Genomic DNA, 21,845 nt, shown 5'->3' on the forward strand with positions numbered 1-21,845 from the left:
AACGCTTCATCGAATAACAGGACCCGGAGAGAGTCATGCCTCCCAAGAAGAAGATCGCGGCGTTGGTGAAGGTCCAGCTTCCCGCTGGCCAGGCCACCCCCGCCCCGCCGGTCGGTACCGCCCTCGGTCCCCACGGCGTCAACATCATGGAGTTCGTCAAGCAGTACAACGCTGCGACGGAGTCCCAGCGGGGCAACATCATCCCCGTCGAGATCACCATCTTCGAAGACCGCACCTTCCAGTTCGTCACCAAGACGCCCCCGGCGCCCGAACTGATCAAGAAGGCCCTCGGTCTGAAGAGCGGCTCGAACAACCCGCTGAAGACCAAGGTCGGCCAGCTCTCCAAGGAGCAGCTGCGCGCCATCGCCGAGCAGAAGATGCCCGACCTGAACGCCAACGACATCGAGATGGCCGAGCGCATCATCGCCGGCACCGCCCGTTCGATGGGCATCACGATCGCCGAGTAATCCCGCGAGGGAGCGCCGGTTTCTGGACTGAGGAGCGCAGGGGAGCGCAGCGACCCGGAGCGACGAGGGAAGAAACCGGATCACAGCGACCGAGCCGCCGTGCCGAAGGCGCGGCAATTGTCCACAGTGGAAGGGTCGAGCGCGGCCCGCACCACGAACTCCCTCTCAGGAGAGATCGCAGTGAAGCGCAGCAAGAGCTGGAAGAACGCGGCCGCTCAGGTCGACCGCGACGCCCTGCTGGCCCCCATCGAAGGGGTCCGCCTGGCGAAGAAGACCGCGACCACCAAGTTCGACGCCACCGTCGAGGTCGCCCTGCGTCTGGGCGTCGACCCGCGCAAGGCCGACCAGATGGTCCGCGGCACCGTCAACCTCCCGCACGGCACCGGTAAGACCGCCCGGGTCCTGGTCTTCGCGACCGGTGACCGTGCCGAGGAGGCGCGCGCCGCCGGTGCCGACATCGTCGGCGCCGACGAGCTGATCGACGAGGTCGCCAAGGGCCGCCTCGACTTCGACGCGGTCGTGGCCACGCCCGACCTCATGGGCAAGGTCGGCCGCCTGGGCCGCGTGCTCGGTCCCCGTGGCCTCATGCCCAACCCGAAGACCGGCACCGTCACCCCGGCCGTCGGCAAGGCCGTCACCGACATCAAGGGCGGCAAGATCGAGTTCCGCGTGGACCGTCACGCGAACCTCCACTTCATCATCGGCAAGGCGTCCTTCGACGAGCGTCAGCTCCTCGAGAACTACGCCGCCGCCCTCGACGAGGTGCTGCGTCTCAAGCCGTCGGCCGCCAAGGGCCGCTACCTCAAGAAGGTCACCTTCGCGACGTCGATGGGCCCCGGCATCCCGGTCGACCCCAACGTCACCCGCGGGATGACCGCCGAGATCGACGCCTGATCCACTGCTTGGCCGATCAGGCCTACCCAACCCCCGTCCGGGTACCGGACGGGGGTTGTGTCTTTTCTGTGCGAATCCTGAGGACAGGAACGCGCGCCAGAACGGCCCCACGTAGGCTCGGGCCGACGAAGGGATTGACAAGATGCGCAGATTCTTAGTGGCCGCCGGGGTCGTCGCCGCCCTGGCGGTGGCCGGTTGCGGGACCACGACTGCCCAGCCGCTGGGGGACGTCAAGCTCTCCGCCGCCGAGGCCATTCAGCAGACGGCACAGAAGGCCGAGTCGATCGACTCCTACAGCGCCGACATCGTGCTCGACTTCGCCGACCCCAAGGGCCAGAAGGGCAGCGTCCAGGGCAGCATGCTGTTCCAGCAGAAGCCCACCCTCGCCTCCGACGTGACCCTGAGCCAGGTGTCCTTCGGCGGTCAGACCGTGCCGGGCGGGTTGCGGGTGATCCTGGCCGACGAGGTCGCCTACGTGAAGATGGACATGCTCAAGACCCTCCTCGGCACCGACAAGCCGTGGGTGAAGGTCGACCTCAAGGAGGTCGGGGGCGCAGAAGCCGCCGGGCAGTTCCTCGACCAGGCCCAGCAGATCGACCTGAAGACGAGCGTCACGCTGCTGACGGCGTCCAAGGACGTCAAGGCCGTCGGCACCGAGTCGGTGAACGGGGTCGACACCACCCACTACTCGGGCAGCTTCCCCGCCGACGCGGCCGTGCTGCTGCTGCCCAAGGAGACCCAGGAGCGGGTCAAGGGCCAGCTCGCCTCGCTGAAGAACGTGAAGTTCGACGCCTGGATCGACGCCGACGGGCTGCCGCGCAAGATCGGCCTCAACGGCGCCGAGAGCGGTGCCAGCTTCTCCGCCACCCTGCTGTTCAAGTCGTTCAACGAGCAGCTTCAGATCGCCGCGCCGGCCGCCGACCAGGTCGGCGAGCTGCCCAAGAACATGCCCGTGGGCGGCTGATTTGGTGTTGCGGGCTTGACACCGTACTCTTAGTCCTGCCAAAGACCGCCGGTCGTCTCCGGGTGCCTATCCCGGTGACCGAAGGTCCCACGTTTGTGGGCGACCCGCGCAGGTGTGACTTGAGAGCCTCTGACAAGCCTTTTCTGGAGCTTGCTGAGAGCCCCGTGCGCCCTGCGCCCGGGGCTCGTCTGTTTTCTTGGGGCCTTCATCCCTTCCGGCGGCGACATCTGGAAGGAGGCCCATGGCGAAGACGGAGAAGGCCGGCGCGGTCGACGAACTCAAGGCTGAGTTCGACGGCAGCAGCGCCGCCGTTCTGACCGAATACCGCGGGCTCACCGTCGCCCAGCTCAAGCAGCTGCGCGTCTCTCTCGGTGGGCATGCGAAGTTCGCCGTGGCGAAGAACACGCTGGCCAAGATCGCGGCGAACAACGCCGGGATCACGGTCCTCGACGACCTGCTCTACGGCCCGACCGCGATCGCGTTCGTCAAGGGCGACGTGGTGGAGGCCGCCAAGGGTCTGCGTGAGTTCGCCAAGGCCAACCCCCTTCTGGTGATCAAGGGCGGTGTCGTCGACGGCAAGTCGATGACGCCCGCCGAGATCTCCAAGCTCGCTGACCTCGAGTCGCGTGAGGTGCTCCTCGCGAAGCTGGCCGGCGCCCTGAAGGCCAAGCAGTCCACGGCTGCCGCCACCTTCGCCGCGCTGCCCACGCAGATGGCTCGTCTGGCCGAAGCTCTGCGCGCCAAGCGCGAGGAGTCCGGAGAGTAAGCAGGTCCGCGCGAGCGGGGGGAAACGCAAACCGCGGTCCCTTTTCACGTTATTCAGCACGATCCTTATGGAGGAACCATCATGGCGAAGCTCAGCACCGACGAGCTGCTCGACGCTTTCAAGGAGATGACCCTCCTTGAGCTGTCCGACTTCGTGAAGCTGTTCGAGGAGACCTTCGACGTCAAGGCCGCCGCCCCGGTCGCGGCCGTGGCCGTCGCCGGCCCCGGCGGCGCCGCTCCGGCCGAAGAGGCCGAGGAGCAGGACGAGTTCGACGTCATCCTCGAGGCCGCCGGCGACAAGAAGATCCAGGTCATCAAGGAGATCCGCGCGCTCACCAGCCTGGGCCTGAAGGAGGCCAAGGACCTGGTCGACGGCGCTCCGAAGGCGGTCTTCGACGGCAAGGTCAACAAGGAGCAGGCGGAGAAGGCCAAGGCTGCCCTCGAGGGCGCCGGCGCCAAGGTCACCGTCAAGTAAGTGGCTTCACCCCGCGAAGCGGTCTGCCCCAGGTGCCTGGGCGGGCCGCTTCCGGCTTTTTCCGGGGCGGTCCGGGTCTCAGACCGATTTGATCGCTTTCCGCCGGCGCCCCGGCACGGCCCACGTACAATCCGCCCGTGGCCAGGATCCGCCGTGAGGCCCCCCGCCGTCTCAACCTGGCCCTGCTGGCCCTGGTCCTCCTGCTGGGCGCCGCCGCCGGGTGGGTGTGGACGCTGAGAGCCTCGGCCTTGGCCCGGGAGGCCGACGAGGCCGACGCCGTCGCGGCCGCCTCCACCCACGCCGTCAGCCTGATGTCGCTCGACCACCGCACCTTCGACACCGCCTTCCGGGGCGTGGTGTCGACGTCGACGGGGGAGACCCGGGCCCGCTACGAGCGCGACCAGGTGGCCGCCCGCGAGGCGGTGATGAAGGACAAGGTCCTCCAGACGGGGGTGCTCCGGGGCGCCGGGCTGGCGTCCATGAACGCCGAGGGGACCCGCGCGCAGGTGCTCGTGGTCGCCGACGTCCTGGTCGACTTCACCGGACGGAAGGACGACCGGCTCGAAGACCGCTTCTACCGCTGGCGCATGGACCTGGCCAAGGAGAACGGCCGCTGGCTGGTCGCGAACGCGGAGTTGGTGTCGTGATGGCCGTCGTCCAGCGCGCGCTGCGGCTGACCTCCCTGCTCGTCGTGCTGGCCGTGCTGGCGCTGGGCGCGCTCGGGCGGCTCTACCTGGACCTGAAACGAGTCCAGGACACCGCGGCGGCCGCCGCGGAGGCGCGGCAGGCGGCCCGGGCGTACGCCGCCGACATGCTCTCCTATGATCACCGCACGATCGAGGCCGATCTCGCGCGGGCCCGTGGTCACGCCACCGGACCGCTGGCCGAGCACTACGCCAACCTGGCGGGCACGTTCGTCCCGCAGGTGCGCCGGGAGCGCAAGGTCCAGCAGGCGACGGTGGCCGCCGTGGCGGTCGAGGAGGCCAGCCCCGAACGGGTCAAAGTGCTGGTTTTCCTGAACACCACCACAAGCCGGACAGAGGGGCCGGCGGAGGTCGTGCAGAACAGGGCACGCCTGGTCATGGTGGTTACGGACGGTCGCTGGCTGGTGTCCGGGCTCTCGACGTTGATCGGCAACACGCCCATCCGCTGAGCCGCGAGACCCAATTGTTAGTCACGTTTGTGTTTTGGTTTCGCGGGCCCAGGGAATGTCCAGGGCGTTGGAAGGTCGATCAACGGTCATCGTTGGGCCTTCCGTGTGACAGAGCGTTAGCGGACTCGGGTCCAGGGTATCGACTGGGCTCGGCGGGTTGTCGATAGGGCTTCGCAACCGGCGGTCGTCTCACGGAAGGGAAAAACCCAGCGTGCTGGCCATTGGTTAGCCGAAATGTCGTCTCTCGGGCTTGACGTTTGAGCCCAGACGGGTGATGCTGCCAGCAACGTGGAGCGCAGAGCGAGAGCGGAGTGGACAGGTGTATGCCCATCGGCTACACTGCCCCTTTGCGCTGCCCTTTGACGACCGTTTCTCTGAGTAACCTCGCTTTCCTTGGTCGTCTGGCGTGCGTGTAGTCAGTCCGCGAGCCCTCGGAAGGACATCTGTTGGCAGCCTCGCGCAACGCCTCCGCCGTACCCGCCGGTCCCCGCACCGTGTCGTTCGCACGTATCCAGGAGCCTCTGGAAGTTCCTGATCTACTAGCTCTGCAGACCGAGTCCTTCGACTGGTTGCTCGGCAACGAGAAGTGGAAGGCCCGGGTCGAGGCGGCCCGCCAGGCGGGCCGCCGCGATGTGCCGGCCCAGTCGGGTCTCGAGGAGATCTTCGAGGAGATCAGTCCCATCGAGGACTTCTCCGGCACCATGTCCCTCTCGTTCCGGGATCACCGGTTCGAGCCGCCCAAGTACTCGGTCGACGAGTGCAAGGACAAGGACATGACCTACTCCGCCCCGATGTTCGTCACGGCGGAGTTCATCAACAACACCACCGGTGAGATCAAGAGCCAGACCGTGTTCATGGGCGACTTCCCGCTCATGACCTCGAAGGGCACCTTCATCATCAACGGCACCGAGCGTGTCGTGGTGTCCCAGCTCGTCCGTTCGCCCGGTGTCTACTTCGAGCGCACCGTCGACAAGACGTCCGACAAGGACCTCTACGGCGCCAAGGTCATCCCGTCGCGGGGTGCCTGGCTCGAGTTCGAGATCGACAAGCGCGACAGCGTCGGCGTCCGCATCGACCGCAAGCGCAAGCAGGCCGTCACGGTCCTGCTCAAGGCGCTCGGCTGGACGACCGACCAGATCCTGGAGCGCTTCGGCCAGTACGAGTCGATGCGCGCCACCCTGGAGAAGGACCACACCTCCGGCCAGGACGACGCGCTGCTCGACATCTACCGCAAGCTGCGTCCGGGCGAGCCCCCGACCAAGGAGTCCGCGCAGGCGCTGCTCGAGAACCTCTACTTCAACCCCAAGCGGTACGACCTCGCGAAGGTCGGCCGTTACAAGATCAATAAGAAGCTCGGCTGCGATTCCGAGATCACGCAGGGCACCCTCACCGAAGACGACATCGTCGCCGCCATCGAGTACATCGTCCGGCTCCACGCCGGCGAGGAGTCGATGGGCGACAACGGTCAGGTCATCGTCGAGATCGACGACATCGACCACTTCGGCAACCGCCGCCTGCGCACCGTCGGCGAACTGATCCAGAACCAGGTCCGCCTGGGCCTGGCCCGCATGGAGCGCGTCGTGCGCGAGCGCATGACGACCCAGGACGTCGAGGCGATCACGCCGCAGACCCTGATCAACATCCGCCCGGTCGTGGCGTCGATCAAGGAGTTCTTCGGCACCTCGCAGCTGTCGCAGTTCATGGACCAGACCAACCCCCTCGCGGGCCTGACCCACAAGCGCCGTCTGTCGGCGCTGGGTCCCGGTGGTCTGTCGCGTGAGCGGGCCGGCTTCGAGGTCCGTGACGTGCACCCGTCCCACTACGGCCGCATGTGCCCGATCGAGACGCCGGAAGGCCCGAACATCGGCCTGATCGGCTCGCTCGCGTCGTTCGGCCGGATCAACTCCTTCGGGTTCGTCGAGACGCCCTACCGCAAGGTCGTCGACGGCAAGGTCAGCGACCAGGTCGACTACCTGACGGCCGACGTCGAGGACCGCCACGTCGTGGCCCAGGCCAACACGCGCCTGAACACCGACGGCAGCTTCGCCGAAGACCGCGTGCTCGCCCGCCGCAAGGGCGGCGAGTTCGAGGCCGTGCACCCGTCCGAGGTCGACTACATGGACGTCTCGCCGCGCCAGATGGTGTCGGTCGCGACCGCCATGATCCCCTTCCTTGAGCACGACGACGCCAACCGCGCGCTCATGGGTTCGAACATGCAGCGCCAGTCGGTGCCCCTGCTGAAGAGCGAGGCTCCGCTGGTCGGCACCGGCATGGAATACCGTGCGGCGACCGACGCCGGCGACGTCATCAGCGCCGAGAAGGCCGGTGTCGTCGAGGAGGTCTCCGCCGACTACGTCACCGTGATGAACGACGACGGCACCCGCACCACCTACCGCGTCGCCAAGTTCAAGCGGTCCAACCAGGGCACCTGCTTCAACCAGAAGCCCATCGTCGCCGAGGGCGACCGGGTGGAGTCGGGTCAGGTCATCGCCGACGGCCCCTGCACCGACACCGGTGAGATGGCGCTCGGCAAGAACCTGCTCGTGGCGTTCATGCCGTGGGAGGGCCACAACTACGAGGACGCGATCATCCTGTCGCAGCGCCTCGTGCAGGACGACGTCCTGTCCTCGATCCACATCGAGGAGCACGAGGTCGACGCCCGCGACACCAAGCTCGGCCCGGAGGAGATCACTCGGGACATCCCGAACGTCTCCGAGGAGGTCCTGGCCGACCTCGACGAGCGGGGCATCATCCGGATCGGCGCCGAAGTGGTCACGGGTGACATCCTCGTCGGAAAGGTCACCCCCAAGGGTGAGACCGAGCTGACCCCCGAGGAGCGCCTGCTCCGCGCGATCTTCGGTGAGAAGGCGCGCGAGGTGCGCGACACCTCGCTGAAGGTGCCCCACGGCGAGTCGGGCAAGGTCATCGGCGTCCGCGTGTTCAGCCGCGAGGAGGGCGACGAGCTTCCTCCCGGCGTCAACGAGCTGGTCCGCGTCTACGTGGCCCAGAAGCGTAAGATCACCGACGGCGACAAGCTGGCCGGCCGCCACGGCAACAAGGGCGTCATCTCCAAGATCCTTCCGGTCGAGGACATGCCGTTCCTGGAAGACGGCACCCCGGTCGACATCGTGCTCAACCCGCTGGGCGTGCCCGGCCGAATGAACGTCGGCCAGGTGCTGGAGACACACCTCGGGTGGATCGCCGCCAGAGGCTGGGACGTCTCCGGCATCGAGGAGGCGTGGGCCGAGCGGCTGCGCGAGAAGGAGATGGGCGAGGTCAAGCCCTGGACCAAGGTCGCGACGCCGGTGTTCGACGGCGCCCACGAGGAGGAGATCGTCGGCCTCCTCAACAGCACCCTGAAGAACCGCGACGGTTCCCGGATGGTCCAGGAGAACGGCAAGGCCCGGCTCTTCGACGGCCGCTCCGGCGAGCCGTTCCCGCACCCGATCTCGGTCGGCTACATCTACATCCTCAAGCTGCTGCACCTGGTCGACGACAAGATCCACGCCCGTTCGACCGGTCCTTACTCGATGATCACCCAGCAGCCGCTGGGCGGTAAGGCGCAGTTCGGCGGCCAGCGCTTCGGCGAGATGGAAGTGTGGGCCCTGGAGGCCTACGGCGCCGCCTACGCGCTGCAGGAGCTCCTCACGATCAAGTCGGACGACGTCCTCGGCCGTGTGAAGGTCTACGAGGCCATCGTCAAGGGCGAGAACATCCCCGAGCCCGGCATCCCCGAGTCCTTCAAGGTCCTCATCAAGGAAATGCAGTCGCTGTGCCTGAACGTCGAGGTGCTCTCCAGCGACGGCATGTCCATCGAGATGCGCGACACCGACGAGGACGTCTTCCGCGCGGCGGAGGAGCTCGGTATCGATCTGTCCCGGCGTGAGCCGAGCAGCGTGGAAGAAGTCTGAGGGGGAATTTAGTACATGCTGGACGTCAACTTCTTCGACGAGCTCCGGATCGGCCTGGCCACCGCCGACGACATCCGCCAGTGGTCTCACGGCGAGGTCAAGAAGCCGGAGACGATCAACTACCGGACCCTCAAGCCCGAGAAGGACGGACTCTTCTGCGAGAAGATCTTCGGTCCGACCCGGGACTGGGAGTGCTACTGCGGCAAGTACAAGCGCGTGCGCTTCAAGGGCATCATCTGTGAGCGCTGCGGCGTCGAGGTGACCCGTGCCAAGGTGCGTCGTGAGCGGATGGGCCACATCGAGCTGGCCGCCCCGGTCACCCACATCTGGTACTTCAAGGGTGTTCCCTCGCGTCTGGGCTACCTGCTCGACCTCGCCCCGAAGGACCTGGAGAAGGTCATCTACTTCGCGGCGTACATGATCACGCATGTCGACACCGAGATGCGCGACCGCGACCTGTCCTCGCTCGAGGCCAAGATCTCGGTCGAGCGTCAGCACGTCGAGCAGCGCCGTGACGCCGACATCGAGGCCCGGCAGAAGAAGCTCGAAGCCGACCTGGCCGAGCTGGAGGCCGCCGGGGCCAAGGGCGACCAGCGCCGCAAGGTGCGTGAGGGCGCCGACCGCGAGATGCGTCAGCTCCGCGACCGGGCGCAGCGTGAGCTCGACCGGCTCGAGGAGGTCTGGAGCCGCTTCAAGAACCTCAAGGTCCAGGACCTCGAGGGTGACGAGCTGCTCTACCGCGAGATGCGCGACCGGTTCGGCCGCTACTTCCGCGGCGGCATGGGCGCGCAGGCGATCCAGGAGCGGCTGCAGAGCTTCGACCTCGACCAGGAGGCGGAGAACCTCCGCGAGACGATCCGCAGCGGCAAGGGCCAGAAGAAGGCCCGCGCCCTCAAGCGGCTCAAGGTCGTGGCGGCGTTCCTGAACACCCGCAACTCGCCCGCGGGCATGGTGCTCGACTGCATCCCGGTCATCCCGCCGGACCTGCGGCCGATGGTCCAGCTCGACGGTGGCCGCTTCGCCACCTCCGACCTGAACGACCTCTACCGGCGAGTGATCAACCGGAACAACCGCCTCAAGCGGCTTCTCGACCTCGGCGCCCCCGAGATCATCGTCAACAACGAGAAGCGCATGCTCCAGGAGGCCGTCGACGCGCTGTTCGACAACGGCCGCCGCGGCCGCCCGGTCACGGGCCCCGGCAACCGCCCGCTGAAGTCCCTCAGCGACATGCTGAAGGGCAAGCAGGGCCGGTTCCGCCAGAACCTGCTGGGCAAGCGAGTCGACTACTCCGGCCGTTCGGTCATCGTCGTCGGCCCGCAGCTGAAGCTGCACCAGTGCGGTCTGCCCAAGCAGATGGCGCTGGAGCTGTTCAAGCCGTTCGTGATGAAGCGCCTGGTCGACCTGAACCACGCGCAGAACATCAAGAGCGCCAAGCGCATGGTCGAGCGGGCCCGCCCGGTCGTGTGGGACGTGCTCGAAGAGGTCATCACCGAGCACCCCGTGCTGCTGAACCGTGCTCCGACGCTGCACCGCCTGGGCATCCAGGCCTTCGAGCCGCAGCTGGTCGAGGGCAAGGCCATCCAGATCCACCCGCTCGTCTGCACGGCGTTCAACGCCGACTTCGACGGCGACCAGATGGCCGTGCACCTGCCGCTGTCGGCCGAGGCCCAGGCCGAGGCGCGCATCCTGATGTTGTCGACCAACAACATCCTGAAGCCCGCCGACGGCAAGCCCGTGACGATGCCCACCCAGGACATGGTCATCGGCCTCTACTCGCTCACCACCCAGGCCGAAGACGCCGAGGGTGAGGGCCGGGTGTTCGCGTCGGTCTCCGAGGCCCTCATGGCCTTCGACCGTCACGAGCTCGACCTGCAGGCGAAGATCCAGGTCCGGCTCAAGGACGTCGCCCCGCCGCGCGGCTGGGAGGCGCCCGAGGGCTGGGAGGCCGGCGACCCGCTGCGCCTGGAGACCACGCTCGGCCGCTGCCTGTTCAACAACACGCTGCCCGCGAACTACCCGTTCGTGAACTACCAGGTCGGCAAGAAGCAGCTGTCCGCGATCGTGAACGAGCTGGCCGAGACCTACCCCAAGGTCGAGGTCGCCAACGCGCTCGACGCGCTCAAGGACGCCGGCTTCTACTGGGCCACCCGCGCCGGTGTGACCATCTCGATCGACGACGTCATCGCGCCCCCGAACAAGGGCACGATCATGGAGTCGTACGAGAAGCAGGCCGACAAGGTCCAGCGCGAGTACGACCGCGGTCTGATCACCGACGAGGAGCGCCGTCAGGAGCTCATCGAGATCTGGACCAAGGCCACGAGCGACGTGACCCAGGACATGCAGGACGCCTTCGGGAAGACCAACCCCATCTGGATGATGGTCCAGTCGGGCGCCCGAGGAAACCTCATGCAGGTCCGTCAGATCGCCGGCATCCGCGGCCTGGTGTCCAACACCAAGGGTGAGACGATCCCGCGTCCGATCAAGTCCTCCTTCCGCGAGGGCCTGTCGGTGCTGGAGTACTTCATCTCCACCCACGGTCAGCGGAAGGGTCTGGCCGACACCGCGCTGCGTACCGCCGACTCGGGTTACCTGACCCGTCGTCTGGTGGACGTCGCGCAGGACGTCATCGTGCGCGAGATCGACTGCGGCACCGACCGCGCGGTCCCGCTGCACGTCGGTGAGCGCGACGCCTCGGGCAACCTGGTCAAGGCGGAGAACGCCGAGTCCAACGTGCACGGCCGGATCCTGGCCGAGGACGTCGAGGTCGACGGCAAGCTCATCGCCGCGGTCGGCACCGACATCAACGACATCACGGTCACCGCGCTGGTCGAGGCCGGCATCGAGACGGTCCGCACCCGCAGCACGCTGGTGTGCGAGGCCAAGATCGGTGTCTGCGCCACCTGCTACGGCCGGTCGCTGGCCACCGGCAAGCTCGTCGACGTCGGCGAGGCGGTCGGCATCATCGCCGCCCAGTCGATTGGTGAGCCCGGCACCCAGCTGACGATGCGGACCTTCCACACCGGTGGTGTGGCGGGCGCCGACATCACCCACGGTCTGCCGCGTGTCCAGGAGCTCTTCGAGGCCCGCATCCCCAAGGGTGTGGCCCCGATCTCCGAGGTCACCGGCCGGGTCCGGATCGACGAGACCGACAAGACCCGCAAGATCGTCATCACCCCCGACGACGGCAGCGACGAGATCGCCTACCCGGTCTCGATGCGGTCGCGGCTGCAGGTCTCCGAGGGGCAGCACATCGAGGTGGGCCACCAGCTCATCGCCGGTGCCCGCAACCCCAACGAGGTGCTGCGCATCCTCGGCCCGCGCCAGGTCCAGCTGCACCTCGTCGAAGAGGTCCAGCAGGTCTACCGCTCGCAGGGTGTGTCGATCCACGACAAGCACATCGAGGTCATCGTCCGGCAGATGCTCAAGCGCGTGAACGTGCTGGAGTCGGGCGACACCGAGATGCTGCCCGGTGAGCTGGTCGAGCGTCCGAGGTTCGAGCGCATCAACCGTGAGTGCGTCGCCGAGGGCGGGCAGCCGGCCTCCGGCCGTCCGGTCCTGATGGGCATCACCAAGGCCTCGCTCGCCACCGAGTCGTGGCTGTCGGCGGCGTCCTTCCAGGAGACGACCCGGGTGCTCACCGACGCGGCGATCCACGCCAAGTCGGACAGCCTGCTCGGCCTCAAGGAGAACGTCATCATCGGTAAGCTCATCCCGGCCGGTACGGGCATGCCCCAGTACCGCAACATCCGGGTCGAGCCGACCGAGGAGGCCAAGGCCGCGATGTACACGGTCGGCGGCTACGACGGCTCCGCGGCCGACTACACCTTCGGTTCGGGCAGCGGCGAGGCCGTCCCGCTGGAGGAGTACGACTTCGGTCAGTACGGCCGCTAGTCACCAGAGGTTCATCACGGAAGCCCGGCCTCGTGCCGGGCTTCCGGCTTTTTCACTTGCCATCGCGCGGTATAGTTGACACGGACTCAATCACGGCCTGCGTTTGAAAGGTGGGCCGCGGGACTCAAGGTGCGAATCCCGACGACCCGTACTCGCGACCGTTTTGACGTGTCGCTACCGGCTGGGTAGTCTTCTCTTTCGTGCCCATGGGTTCATGGGCCCAACACGCGTGCGCGCAGCTTGCCAGCGAAGCGCGCCGTGTGCCCCTGGTTCCCGATTTCCAGGTCCGGGGTGTTGCGCCACCAGTGCGCGACACGCCCGACCGCGTGGGTCGGCGGAGAGGGAAAACCAGCAGGTCATGACACCGGCAGTACCTGCGAATAAGCATGTTCACGATTCACCGGCCAAGGCACGAAACGGAGTTGTCGTAGTGCCCACGATTCAGCAGTTGGTCCGAAAGGGCCGGCAGGACAAGGTCTCCAAGACCAAGACTCCTGCGCTCAAGGGCAGCCCTCAGCGGCGCGGTGTCTGCACCCGCGTCTACACCACCACCCCGAAGAAGCCGAACTCGGCGCTTCGTAAGGTCGCGCGTGTTCGCCTGACCAACGGCATCGAGGTCACCGCATACATCCCCGGCGTCGGCCACAACCTCCAGGAGCACAGCATCGTGCTCGTTCGTGGCGGTCGTGTGAAGGACCTCCCCGGCGTTCGCTACAAGATCATCCGCGGCTCGCTCGACACCCAGGGCGTCCGCAACCGCAAGCAGGCTCGTTCCCGCTACGGCGCCAAGAAGGAGAAGAAGTAATGCCTCGCAAGGGTTCTCCTGGCCGCCGCCAGCTCATGGCCGACCCGGTGTACAACTCGCCGCTGGTCACCGCCCTGATCAACAAGGTGCTCCTCGACGGCAAGCGCTCGATCGCCCAGTCGATCGTGTACGGCGCCCTCGAGGGCTGCAAGGACAAGACCGGCAACGACCCGGTCGTCACGCTGAAGCGCGCCCTGGACAACGTGAAGCCGACCCTCGAGGTCCGCAGCCGCCGTGTCGGTGGCGCGACCTACCAGGTCCCGGTCGAGGTCCGCGCCGCGCGCAGCACCACGCTGGCCCTCCGCTGGCTGGTGCAGTACTCGCGTGCACGCCGCGAGAAGACCATGACCGAGCGCCTCATGAACGAGCTCCTCGACGCCAGCAATGGCCTCGGGGCGAGCGTGAAGAAGCGCGAGGACACCCACAAGATGGCCGAGTCCAACAAGGCCTTCGCCCACTACCGCTGGTAGTCGGCGGAATTTCGACGAGACGACGAGGACGCGAGAGCAGTGGCGACCACGCTTGACCTGGCCAAGGTCCGCAACATCGGGATCATGGCCCACATCGACGCGGGCAAGACCACCACGACCGAGCGCATCCTGTTCTACACCGGTATCAACTACAAGATCGGTGAAGTCCACGAGGGCGCTGCCACGATGGACTGGATGGAGCAGGAGCAGGAGCGCGGCATCACGATCACGTCTGCCGCGACGACCTGTGAGTGGCTCGGCCACACCATCAACATCATCGACACGCCGGGCCACGTCGACTTCACCATCGAGGTGGAGCGCTCGCTCCGCGTGCTCGACGGTGCCGTCGCGGTGTTCGACGGTGTCGCCGGGGTGGAGCCGCAGTCGGAGACGGTCTGGCGGCAGGCCGACCGCTACGACGTTCCCCGCATCTGCTTCGTCAACAAGATGGACCGGGTCGGCGCGGAGTTCCACCGGTGCGTCGACATGATGATCAGCCGGCTGGGCGCGACCCCCGCGGTCATCCAGCTTCCCTGGGGCGTCGAGGCCGACTTCAAGGGCGTCATCGACCTGGTGAAGATGAAGGGCCTGATCTGGAGCGCCGAGGCGGCCAAGGGCGAGATGTACGACACCGTCGACATCCCCGCCGACCACGCCGAGACCGCCCGTGAGTGGCGCGACCGCCTGGTCGAGACCGTGGCCGAGAACGACGACGAGCTGATGGAGCTCTTCCTCGAGGGTGTCGAGCCCTCCGAGGAGCAGCTGGTCGCGGCCATCCGCCGCGCCACGCTGTCGAGCTCGATCAACCCGGTCCTGTGCGGCACCGCGTTCAAGAACAAGGGCGTGCAGCCCCTGCTCGACGCGATCGTCGCCTACCTCCCGGCGCCGACCGACATCCCGGCCTTCAAGGGTCACGCGGTCAACGACGAGGAGAAGGTCATCGAGCGTCGTCCCGACGCCTCGGAGCCGTTCTCCGCGCTCGCCTTCAAGATCATGAGCGACCCGCACCTCGGCAAGCTCACCTACATCCGCCTCTACTCCGGGACTCTCGAGTCCGGCACCACCGTGATCAACTCGGTGAAGGGGAAGAAGGAGCGGATCGGCAAGATCTACCAGATGCACGCCAACAAGCGTGAAGAGCGGCCCTCCGCCATCGCTGGTCAGATCGTCGCCGTGATGGGCCTGAAGGACACCACCACCGGTGACACCCTGTCCGACATCCAGAACCAGGTCGTCCTCGAGTCGATGACGTTCCCGGCGCCGGTCATCAGCGTCGCGATCGAGCCGAAGACCAAGGGCGACCAGGAGAAGCTCGGCACCGCGATCCAGCGTCTGGCGGAGGAGGACCCGTCCTTCCAGGTCCGCCGCGACGAGGAGACCGGCCAGACCGTCATCCACGGCATGGGCGAGCTTCACCTGGAGATCCTGGTCGACCGCATGCGCCGCGAGTTCAAGGTCGAGGCGAACGTCGGTCGTCCCCAGGTCGCGTACCGTGAGACGATCCGCCGCAAGGTGGAGAAGATCGACTACACGCACAAGAAGCAGACCGGTGGTTCCGGCCAGTTCGCCAAGGTCCTCATCGACCTTGAGCCGCTGGGCGAGGGCAACGACGGTTACGAGTTCGAGAACAAGGTCACCGGTGGCCGCATCCCGCGGGAGTACATCCCGTCGGTCGACGCGGGCGCCCAGCAGGCCGCCGAGTTCGGCGTCCTGGCCGGCTACCCGATGGTGGGCGTCAAGGTCACCCTTCAGGACGGCGCCTACCACGAGGTCGACTCGTCCGAAATGGCCTTCAAGATGGCCGGCTCGATGGTCTTCAAGGAGGCCGCGCGCAAGGCCGACCCCGTTCTTCTCGAGCCGATGATGGCCGTTGAGGTCACCACGCCCGAGGACTACATGGGTGACGTCATCGGCGACCTCAACGGTCGTCGCGGGCAGATCCAGGCCATGGACGAGCGGGCCGGCGCCCGGGTCGTCAAGGCCCTTGTTCCGCTCTCCGAGATGTTCGGCTACGTGGGCGACCTCCGTAGCAAGACGCAGGGGCGCGCGAGCTACAGCATGCAGTTCGACTCCTACGCGGAGGTGCCCCCGGGCATCGCCAAGGAGATCGTCGCGAAGGTCCGCGGCGAGTAACACCGTCGCTAGCCGCCGGCCCCGTCCGGGGCCGGTGGGACCGTGCGATTGAAGTCAAGTCAGAAATCTCTAAGGAGACAGAGCAGTGGCCAAGGCCAAGTTCGAGCGGACTAAGCCGCACGTGAACATCGGCACCATTGGGCACATCGACCACGGCAAGACCACTCTGACCGCGGCGATCACCAAGGTGCTTCACGACCGTTACCCGCACCTCAACGAGGCGACCCCGTTCGACAAGATCGACAAGGCTCCCGAGGAGAAGGCGCGCGGCATCACCATCTCCATCGCGCACGTCGAGTACCAGACCGAGCAGCGTCACTACGCTCACGTCGACTGCCCCGGTCACGCCGACTACGTGAAGAACATGATCACGGGTGCGGCGCAGATGGACGGCGCGATCCTGGTCGTGGCCGCCACCGACGGCCCGATGCCGCAGACGAAGGAGCACGTGCTCCTCGCCCGCCAGGTCGGCGTGCCCTACATCGTCGTGGCCCTCAACAAGGCCGACATGGTCGACGACGAGGAGATCCTGGAGCTCGTCGAGCTCGAGGTCCGCGAGCTGCTCTCGGCTCAGGAGTTCCCCGGTGACGACCTGCCCGTCGTCCGCGTCTCGGCGCTCAAGGCGCTCGAGGGCGACGAGAAGTGGGGCGACTCGATCATCGAGCTCATGACCGCCGTCGACGAGAACGTGCCGGAGCCCACCCGCGCGATCGACAAGCCGTTCCTGATGCCGATCGAGGACGTGTTCTCGATCACCGGTCGTGGCACCGTCGTGACCGGCCGTATCGAGCGCGGCATCGTCAAGGTCAACGAGACCGTCGACATCATCGGCATCAAGGAGAAGCACACCACGACGACCGTCACCGGCGTCGAGATGTTCCGCAAGCTCCTCGACGAGGGCCAGGCCGGTGACAACGTCGGTCTGCTCCTCCGTGGCATCAAGCGCGAGGACGTCGAGCGCGGCCAGTGCATCATCAAGCCGGGCACGACCACCCCGCACACCGAGTTCGAGGCCCAGGTCTACATCCTGAGCAAGGACGAGGGCGGCCGCCACACGCCGTTCTTCAACAACTACCGTCCGCAGTTCTACTTCCGTACGACTGACGTGACCGGTGTCGTGAACCTGCCCGAGGGCACCGAGATGGTCATGCCCGGTGACAACACCGAGATGACCGTCCAGCTCATCCAGCCCATCGCGATGGAGGACGGCCTCAAGTTCGCCATCCGCGAGGGTGGCCGCACCGTCGGCGCCGGCAACGTCACCAAGATCATCAAGTAGTACCCGATGGCCGGGTCCCCAAGGACCCGGCCATCACCTTGCTTCACCCGCCGTGATCCCGCAGCCGCTTCGGGCCTCCGAAGTGACTGCCGGATCACGGACACATAGCGGCAACCTGCCGCACGTTACTTGTTCAGACGACAGCGAAGGACACCGAGGCCATTATGGCGGGACAGAAGATCCGCATTCGGCTCAAGGCCTATGACCACGAGGTCATCGACAGCTCGGCCAAGAAGATCGTCGAGACGGTGACGCGTACGGGCGCCAAGGTCGCGGGCCCGGTGCCCCTGCCGACCGAGAAGAACGTGTACTGCGTGATCCGTTCGCCGCACAAGTACAAGGACAGCCGCGAGCACTTTGAGATGCGTACGCACAAGCGGCTGATTGACATCATCGACCCGACGCCCAAGACCGTCGACTCGCTCATGCGTCTCGACCTGCCTGCCGGCGTCGACATCTCGATCAAGCTCTGAGGGAACGCACTGACATGGCTAACCAGATCAAGGGCGTCCTGGGCAAGAAGCTCGGCATGACCCAGGTCTTCGACGACGGCAACCGGATCGTCCCGGTCACCGTCGTGGAGGCCGGTCCGTGCGTGGTGACCCGGGTCCGCACTCCCGAGCGTGACGGCTACTCCGCCATCCAGCTCGGCTTCGGTCAGATCGACCCGCGCAAGGTGAACAAGCCGCTGGGCGACTACCTGCGCAAGCACGACATCACCCCGCGCCGTTACTTCGTCGAGGTCCGCACCGACGACGCCTCCGAGTACACCCTCGGCCAGGAAGTCACCGCCGGCACCTTCGAGGCCGGCCAGTTCGTGGACGTCACCGGCAAGAGCAAGGGCAAGGGCTTCGCGGGTGTCATGAAGCGTCACGGCTTCAAGGGCCTGGGCGCCTCGCACGGTACCCAGCGCAAGCACCGCTCGCCCGGCTCCATCGGTGGCTGCGCCACCCCGGGCCGCGTCTTCAAGGGCCTGCGCATGGCCGGTCGGATGGGCAACGTCCGCACCACCATCCAGAGCCTGAAGGTGCACGCCGTCGACGCCGAGAAGGGCCTCATCCTGATCAAGGGTGCGATCCCCGGCGCCAACGGCAGCCTGGTCCTCATCCGCACCGCTGCCAAGAAGGGGGCTGCCAAGTGAGCACCATTGACGTCCTCGACGCGAGCGGCGCCAAGACCGGCGACACCGTCGACCTGCCCGAGAGCATCTTCGGCGCCAAGGTCAACGTGCCGCTGATCCACCAGGTCGTCGTGGCCCAGCTCGCGGCTCGCCGCCAGGGCACCCACGCCACCAAGACCCGCGGCGACGTGTCCGGCGGTGGCAAGAAGCCGTACCGCCAGAAGGGCACCGGCCGGGCCCGTCAGGGTTCGACCCGCGCGCCGCAGTTCACCGGCGGTGGCACCGTCCACGGTCCGCAGCCGCGCTCCTACGTGCAGCGCACGCCCAAGAAGATGAAGGTCGCGGCCCTGCGCCAGGCCCTGTCGGACCGGGCCGGCGGCAACCTCGTGCACGTCGTCAGCTCGCTGGTCACCGGCGACACGCCCAAGACCAAGACCGCCCTCGAGGCGCTCCGTAAGATCACCGGCTCGCGCAGCGTGCTCGTGGTCGTCACCGAGCACGACGAGCTCACCTGGCTGAGCCTGCGCAACGCCCCGGAGGTCCACCTCCTGGACGCCGGCCAGCTCAACACGTACGACGTGCTGTGCAGCGACGCCGTCGTCTTCACCAAGGAGGCCTACGACGACGTCGTGGCCCGCCTGGAGAAGAGCGGGAAGGAAGACGCCTGATGGACAAGATCACCGACCCGCGCGACATCATCATCAAGCCGATCGTCTCTGAGAAGAGCTACGGCCTGATCGACGAGCACAACAAGTACACGTTCCTGGTCAAGCAGGGTGTGAACAAGACGCAGGTGAAGATCGCCATCGAGCAGATCTTCGGTGTGAAGGTCACCGGCGTCAACACCATCAACCGCCAGGGCAAGCGCAAGCGCACCAAGTTCGGCTACGGCGAGCGCCCGGGTACCAAGCGAGCGATCGTCAGCCTTGCCGAGGGCGAGCGCATCGACATCTTCGGCCAGATCGGCTGATAAGGGCTTCACCGCGATGGTTGCGGTAAGGCCAGACGTGTAGGTGGTTGTTTGGCCGCGCGGGTGTCTGGACTGAGGAGCGCAGGGGAGCGAAGCGACCCGAAGCGACGAGGGAAGACACCCGCTGAAAGCGGCCAAACCCGCCGCGCCGGAGGCGCGGCAATTAGACAGGGATGAACGAAAAAGATGGGCATCCGTAAATACAAGCCGACGACCCCCGGTCGCCGCGGCGCGAGCGTCTCGGACTTCTCCGAGATCACGCGCAGCACGCCCGAGAAGTCGCTGCTTGCCCCCCTGCACAGCAAGGGCGGCCGTAACGTCCACGGGCGGGTCACCGCCCGGCACCAGGGTGGCGGCCACAAGCGGGCGTACCGGATCATCGACTTCCGACGCCACGACAAGGACGGGATCCCGGCCAAGGTCGCTCACATCGAGTACGACCCGAACCGCACCTCCCGCATCGCCCTGCTGCACTACGCCGACGGCGAGAAGCGCTACATCCTCGCGCCGACCGGCGTCAAGCAGGGGGACCGCATCGAGAACGGCCCCGGCGCCGACATCAAGCCGGGCAACTGCCTGCCGCTCCGCAACATCCCGACCGGTACCTTCATCCACGCGGTGGAGCTCCGTCCGGGTGGTGGCGCCAAGCTCGGCCGCAGCGCCGGCGCGCAGATCCAGCTCCTCGCCAAGGAGGGCATGTACGCCACGCTGCGTATGCCGTCCGGCGAGATGCGCCAGGTCGACATCCGCTGCCGGGCGTCGATCGGCCAGGTCGGCAACGCCGAGCAGGCCAACATCAACTGGGGTAAGGCCGGCCGTATGCGGTGGAAGGGCAAGCGCCCGACCGTCCGTGGTGTCGCCATGAACCCGGTCGACCACCCGCACGGCGGTGGTGAGGGCAAGACCTCCGGTGGTCGCCACCCGGTGAACCCGAAGGGCAAGCCCGAGGGCCGCACCCGCCAGGCCAACAAGGCCAGCGACCGCCTGATCATCCGGCGTCGGAGCAAGAGGAAGAAGCGGTAGGAGCAGCCGAAATGCCACGTAGCCTTAAGAAGGGTCCCTTCGTGGACGACCACCTTCAGAAGAAGGTGGACGCCCAGAACGAGAAGGGCACCAAGAACGTCATCAAGACGTGGTCGCGGCGCTCCATGATCGTGCCCGACATGCTCGGTCACACGATCGCCGTCCACGACGGCCGCAAGCACGTCCCGGTGTTCGTCACCGAGTCGATGATCGGCCACAAGCTCGGCGAGTTCGCGCCCACGCGGACCTTCCGCAGCCACGTCAAGGAAGACCGCCGCAGCCGGCGGTAAGCGTCCTTCGAAAAGCAATAGGAGACAGCGATGGAAGCCAGGGCACAGGCGCGGTACGCGCGCCACACGCCCCGGAAGGCCCGCCGCGTGGTGGACCTCATTCGCGGCCTGGGCGCTTCGGAGGCGCAGGCCGTGCTGCAGTTCGCGCCGCAGGCGGCGAGCGAGACCGTTTACAAGGTCCTCTCGTCCGCGATCGCGAACGCGGAGCACAACTTCAAGCTCGACCGCGAGACGCTGGTCGTGAGCCGCGCGTGGGTCGACGAGGGCCCGACGCTCAAGCGGTTCCGCCCCCGCGCCCAGGGTCGCGCCTATCGGATCAACAAGCGGACCAGCCACATCACCGTGATCGTGGAGTCCCGCGAGCCGAAGGGGAGGGCCCGCTAGTGGGTCAGAAGGTTAACCCGCACGGGTTCCGCCTCGGCATCACGACCGACTTCAAGAGCCGGTGGTACGCCGACAAGCTCTACAAGTCGTACGTCGCCGAGGACGTGGCGATCCGCCGCATGCTGCAGAAGGGCATGGAGCGGGCCGGCATTTCCAAGGTCGAGATCGAGCGCACGACCGACCGCGTCCAGGTCGACATCCACACCGCCCGGCCGGGCATCGTCATCGGCCGTCGTGGTGCGGAGGCCGACCGCATCCGCGGCGACCTGGAGAAGCTGACCAAGAAGCAGGTTCAGCTCAACATCCTCGAGGTCAAGAACCCCGAGATCGACGCGCAGCTCGTCGCGCAGGGCGTGGCCGAGCAGCTCTCCAGCCGTGTCTCGTTCCGCCGCGCCATGCGCAAGGCGATGCAGTCGGCGATGAAGAGCGGCGCCAAGGGCATCCGGGTCGCGTGCTCGGGTCGTCTGGGCGGCGCGGAGATGTCGCGCTCGGAGTTCTACCGCGAGGGCCGCGTGCCCCTGCACACGCTCCGCGCCGACATCGACTACGGCTTCTACGAGGCCAAGACGACCTTCGGCCGCATCGGCGTGAAGGTCTGGATCTACAAGGGCGAGGCCCCGACCAGCCGCGCCGAGCGTGAGGCCGCCGCTGCCGGCGCCCGCGCCGGTGGACAGCGTCGTGACAACGACCGTCGTGGCGGCGGCGCCGAGCGTCCCCGTCGTGGCGGCGGCGACCGTCCGCGCCGTGGCGCCGGTGCCGGTCGTGGCGACCGCGCCCCCCGCAATGAGGCGGCCGCCCAGGCCGCCCCCGAGACCGGCCCGGCGGAGCAGCCGGGTGCTGAAGGGAGCTGA

General features: G+C 67.0%; 21 protein-coding genes. All 21 read left to right on the forward strand.

Going from position 1 to position 21,845, the window contains the following annotated elements:
- Positions 1 to 35: 35 nt before the first annotated feature.
- The 21 genes from rplK to rpsC all read left to right on the forward strand — a co-directional run bounded on the left by rplK (position 36) and on the right by rpsC (position 21,845).
- Positions 36 to 467: a 50S ribosomal protein L11 gene (gene rplK / locus GT755_RS27815; RefSeq protein WP_030451515.1), complete on the forward strand. Its 432-nt coding sequence runs from the start codon at positions 36 to 38 to the stop codon at positions 465 to 467.
- 180 nt (positions 468 to 647) lie between these two features.
- Complete coding sequence (gene rplA, locus GT755_RS27820; RefSeq protein ID WP_161482680.1) at positions 648 to 1,361, forward strand: 50S ribosomal protein L1; 714 nt, start codon at positions 648 to 650, stop codon at positions 1,359 to 1,361.
- A 142-nt stretch (positions 1,362 to 1,503) separates the two neighbouring features.
- Positions 1,504 to 2,325, forward strand: coding sequence for an LppX_LprAFG lipoprotein (locus GT755_RS27825; protein WP_161482549.1), 822 nt, complete (start codon positions 1,504 to 1,506; stop codon positions 2,323 to 2,325).
- Positions 2,326 to 2,566: 241 nt separating this feature from the next.
- Entirely contained in the window at positions 2,567 to 3,091 is a 525-nt protein-coding gene (gene rplJ, locus GT755_RS27830; RefSeq protein ID WP_161482550.1) for a 50S ribosomal protein L10, read from the forward strand.
- Between the two features lie 81 nt (positions 3,092 to 3,172).
- On the forward strand, positions 3,173 to 3,565 hold the full coding sequence (gene rplL, locus GT755_RS27835) for a 50S ribosomal protein L7/L12 (RefSeq protein ID WP_062345068.1): 393 nt from the start codon (positions 3,173 to 3,175) through the stop codon (positions 3,563 to 3,565).
- Positions 3,566 to 3,702: 137 nt separating this feature from the next.
- Entirely contained in the window at positions 3,703 to 4,212 is a 510-nt protein-coding gene (locus GT755_RS27840) for a hypothetical protein (protein WP_161482551.1), read from the forward strand.
- On the forward strand, positions 4,212 to 4,718 hold the full coding sequence (locus GT755_RS27845) for a hypothetical protein (protein WP_161482552.1): 507 nt from the start codon (positions 4,212 to 4,214) through the stop codon (positions 4,716 to 4,718). The genes GT755_RS27840 and GT755_RS27845 overlap by 1 nt, the downstream gene beginning before the upstream one ends.
- 446 nt (positions 4,719 to 5,164) lie before the next feature.
- Entirely contained in the window at positions 5,165 to 8,629 is a 3,465-nt protein-coding gene (gene rpoB / locus GT755_RS27850; protein ID WP_161482553.1) for a DNA-directed RNA polymerase subunit beta, read from the forward strand.
- 15 nt (positions 8,630 to 8,644) lie between these two features.
- Positions 8,645 to 12,520 (forward strand): DNA-directed RNA polymerase subunit beta', encoded by a 3,876-nt coding sequence (locus GT755_RS27855; RefSeq protein WP_161482554.1) that lies wholly within the window; start codon positions 8,645 to 8,647, stop codon positions 12,518 to 12,520.
- 430 nt (positions 12,521 to 12,950) lie between these two features.
- Positions 12,951 to 13,325 (forward strand): 30S ribosomal protein S12, encoded by a 375-nt coding sequence (gene rpsL, locus GT755_RS27860; protein WP_030451506.1) that lies wholly within the window; start codon positions 12,951 to 12,953, stop codon positions 13,323 to 13,325.
- Complete coding sequence (gene rpsG, locus GT755_RS27865; protein WP_030451505.1) at positions 13,325 to 13,795, forward strand: 30S ribosomal protein S7; 471 nt, start codon at positions 13,325 to 13,327, stop codon at positions 13,793 to 13,795. Before rpsL ends, rpsG begins: the two co-directional genes overlap by 1 nt.
- Positions 13,796 to 13,834: 39 nt before the next feature.
- Positions 13,835 to 15,928, forward strand: a complete 2,094-nt coding sequence (gene fusA, locus GT755_RS27870) for an elongation factor G (RefSeq protein ID WP_285585470.1) — start codon at positions 13,835 to 13,837, stop codon at positions 15,926 to 15,928.
- 85 nt (positions 15,929 to 16,013) lie between these two features.
- Positions 16,014 to 17,207, forward strand: coding sequence for an elongation factor Tu (gene tuf / locus GT755_RS27875; RefSeq protein WP_030451503.1), 1,194 nt, complete (start codon positions 16,014 to 16,016; stop codon positions 17,205 to 17,207).
- A gap of 164 nt (positions 17,208 to 17,371) precedes the next feature.
- On the forward strand, positions 17,372 to 17,680 hold the full coding sequence (rpsJ, locus tag GT755_RS27880) for a 30S ribosomal protein S10 (RefSeq protein WP_012887830.1): 309 nt from the start codon (positions 17,372 to 17,374) through the stop codon (positions 17,678 to 17,680).
- Between the two features lie 14 nt (positions 17,681 to 17,694).
- The gene (gene rplC / locus GT755_RS27885; protein WP_062337781.1) at positions 17,695 to 18,348 is read left to right on the forward strand and encodes a 50S ribosomal protein L3; all 654 of its coding nucleotides are present in this window, start codon (positions 17,695 to 17,697) and stop codon (positions 18,346 to 18,348) included.
- Positions 18,345 to 18,995, forward strand: coding sequence for a 50S ribosomal protein L4 (rplD, locus tag GT755_RS27890; protein WP_161482555.1), 651 nt, complete (start codon positions 18,345 to 18,347; stop codon positions 18,993 to 18,995). The genes rplC and rplD overlap by 4 nt, the downstream gene beginning before the upstream one ends.
- Positions 18,995 to 19,297, forward strand: coding sequence for a 50S ribosomal protein L23 (gene rplW / locus GT755_RS27895; protein WP_161482556.1), 303 nt, complete (start codon positions 18,995 to 18,997; stop codon positions 19,295 to 19,297). Before rplD ends, rplW begins: the two co-directional genes overlap by 1 nt.
- A 186-nt stretch (positions 19,298 to 19,483) precedes the next feature.
- On the forward strand, positions 19,484 to 20,320 hold the full coding sequence (rplB, locus tag GT755_RS27900; RefSeq protein ID WP_161482557.1) for a 50S ribosomal protein L2: 837 nt from the start codon (positions 19,484 to 19,486) through the stop codon (positions 20,318 to 20,320).
- Positions 20,321 to 20,331: 11 nt separating this feature from the next.
- Positions 20,332 to 20,610, forward strand: coding sequence for a 30S ribosomal protein S19 (rpsS, locus tag GT755_RS27905; protein WP_030451498.1), 279 nt, complete (start codon positions 20,332 to 20,334; stop codon positions 20,608 to 20,610).
- Between the two features lie 30 nt (positions 20,611 to 20,640).
- Positions 20,641 to 20,994, forward strand: a complete 354-nt coding sequence (rplV, locus tag GT755_RS27910; RefSeq protein WP_030451497.1) for a 50S ribosomal protein L22 — start codon at positions 20,641 to 20,643, stop codon at positions 20,992 to 20,994.
- Positions 20,994 to 21,845, forward strand: coding sequence for a 30S ribosomal protein S3 (gene rpsC / locus GT755_RS27915; RefSeq protein ID WP_030451496.1), 852 nt, complete (start codon positions 20,994 to 20,996; stop codon positions 21,843 to 21,845). The genes rplV and rpsC overlap by 1 nt, the downstream gene beginning before the upstream one ends.

The sequence above is a fragment of the Herbidospora solisilvae genome, assembly GCF_009901565.1.
In the GTDB taxonomy this organism is placed as follows: Bacteria; Actinomycetota; Actinomycetes; order Streptosporangiales; family Streptosporangiaceae; genus Herbidospora; species Herbidospora solisilvae.